The following is a 2,445-nucleotide window of genomic DNA, read 5'->3' on the forward strand; positions in this document are numbered from 1 at the left end:
CGGCAAGAGCGAAGGCGTGCGCTTCGCCTTCCCGCACGACATCCGCGACGACAGCGGCGCGCTGATCCAGGACGGCCGGCTGTACGTGTTCACCACGCGCGCCGACACCATCATGGGCGTGACCTTCTGCGCCGTGGCGCCCGAGCATCCGCTGGCTGCGCATGCCGCGCGCAGCAACCCGGCGCTGGCCGCCTTCATCGAGCAGTGCCAGCAGGGCGGCACCACCGAGGCCGAGCTGGCCACCAAGGACAAGGAAGGCCTGCCCACCGGCCTTTTCGTGCAGCACCCGCTGACCGGTGACGCGGTGGAGGTGTGGGTCGGCAACTACGTGCTGATGAGCTACGGCGACGGCGCGGTGATGGGCGTGCCCGCCCACGACGAGCGCGACTTCGCTTTCGCCAAGAAGTACGCCCTGCCCATCACCCAGGTGGTGGCGGTGGACGGCGAACACTACAGCTACGACGCCTGGGCCGACTGGTACGGCGACAAGCAGCGCGGCGTGGTCATCAACTCGGGCAACTACAGCGGCCTGCGCTACCAGGAGGCGGTGGATGCCATCGCGCGCGACCTGGCCGCCAAGGGCCTGGGCGAGAAGAAGACCACCTGGCGCCTGCGCGACTGGGGCATCAGTCGCCAGCGCTACTGGGGCACGCCCATCCCCATCATCCACTGCGCCGATTGCGGCCCGGTGCCGGTGCCCGAGAGCGACCTGCCGGTGGTGCTGCCCGAGGACCTGATCCCCGACGGCAGCGGCAACCCGCTGAACAAGTGCGAGTCGTTCCTGAACGTGGCCTGCCCGCGCTGCGGCAAGCCCGCCAAGCGCGAGACGGACACGATGGACACCTTCGTCGACTCGTCCTGGTACTTCATGCGCTACTGCGACCCGGCCAACACCCGGCGCATGGTGGCCGAAGGCACCGACTACTGGATGCCGATGGACCAGTACATCGGCGGCATCGAGCACGCGATCCTGCACCTGCTGTATGCGCGCTTCTGGACCAAGGTGATGCGCGACCTGGGCCTGGTGAAGATCGACGAGCCCTTCAAGCGGCTGCTCACCCAGGGCATGGTGCTCAACCACATCTACAGCCGGCGCGGTGCGCAGGGCGGCGTCGAGTACTTCTGGCCGCATGAGGTGGAGAACGTGTTCGACGCGGCCGGCAAGATCACCGGCGCCAAGCTCAAGAGCGACGGCTCGGCGGTGGACTACCAGGGCGTGGGCACCATGTCCAAGTCCAAGAACAACGGCGTCGACCCGCAGGAGCTGATCGACCGCTACGGCGCCGACACCGCGCGCCTGTTCGTCATGTTCGCCAGCCCGCCCGAGCAGACGCTGGAGTGGAACGACGCCGGCGTGGAAGGCGCGCACCGCTTCTTGAAGCGCGTGTGGGCCTTCGGCGCCAAGAACGCCGCCGCCCTCAGCGCTGCTGCCGACGTGGGCGGCACGCTGTCGCCCCCGGCCAAGGCGCTGCGCCGCGAGGTGCACCTGGTGCTCAAGCAGATCAGCTACGACTACGAGCGCATGCAGTACAACACCGTGGTCTCCGGTGCGATGAAGCTGCTCAATGCGCTGGAAGACTTCAAGCCCGCGCCCGGCGACGAGCCGGCGCTGCGCGAAGGCTTCTCGGTGCTGCTGCGCGGCCTGTACCCGGCCTGCCCGCACATCACCCACGGGCTGTGGCAGCAGCTGGGCTATGCCGACCGCCTGGGCGACCTGCTGGACGCGCCCTGGCCCGAGGTGGACGAAGCCGCGCTGGTGCAGGACAGCATCGAGCTGGTGCTGCAGGTCAACGGCAAGCTGCGTGGCGCCGTGAACGTGCCCGCGGGCGCCGACAAGGCCGCCATCGAAGCCGCCGCCCTGGCCCACCCCGAGTACATCCGCTTCGCCGAAGGCAAACCGGCCAAGAAGGTGATCGTGGTGCCGGGCCGGCTGGTCAACGTGGTGGTGTGATGCAGCGTCGGCAACTGCTTGGCCATTCCGCGGCGCTGGCCGCCGGCGCGCTGCTGGCGGGCTGCGGCTTCGAGCTGCAGCGCCCGCCGCAGCTGCCCTTTCGCACCATCGCCTTGACCGGCTTCAATCCGCGCTCGCCGCTGCTGGCCGAGCTGCGCAGCCGGCTGGGCAGCACCCAACTCACCGACAACCCGGCGCAGGCCGAAGCGGTGCTGCAGGCGCTGGCCGATGCGCGCGAGCGCAGCGTGGTGGCCACCACCGCCGCCGGCCAGGTGCGTGAGGTGCAGCTGCGCTCGCGCTTCAGTTTCCGGGTGCAGGCCAAGGGCGGCAAGGTGCTGTTGCCGCCTTCGGAGCTGATGCTCACCCGCGACATGAGCTACAACGAAACCGCCGCGCTGGCCAAGGAACAGGAAGAGTCGCAGCTGTACCGCGCGATGGAAGCCGACATCGCGCAGCAGGTGCTGCGCCGCCTGGCTGCGGTACAGCCCGCCTGA

At 69.3% G+C, this 2,445-nt stretch carries 2 protein-coding genes; both read left to right on the forward strand.

Annotation, left to right across the window (positions count from 1 at the left end; genetic code table 11):
* A partial coding sequence (gene leuS / locus ABNT58_RS12340; protein WP_348753773.1) for a leucine--tRNA ligase occupies positions 1–1,951 on the forward strand: 1,951 nt, incomplete at its 5' end.
* On the forward strand, positions 1,951–2,445 hold the full coding sequence (gene lptE, locus ABNT58_RS12345) for an LPS assembly lipoprotein LptE (protein WP_348753774.1): 495 nt from the start codon (positions 1,951–1,953) through the stop codon (positions 2,443–2,445). The genes leuS and lptE, both read left to right, overlap by 1 nt.

This window comes from uncultured Aquincola sp. (assembly GCF_964001545.1).
Taxonomy (GTDB): Bacteria; Pseudomonadota; Gammaproteobacteria; order Burkholderiales; family Burkholderiaceae_C; genus Aquincola.

Coding starts and splice junctions, on each gene's coding strand:
- lptE (WP_348753774.1), top strand. CDS start 1,951: ATGCAGCGTCGGCAACTGCTTGGCCATTCCGCGGCGCTGGCCGCCGGC.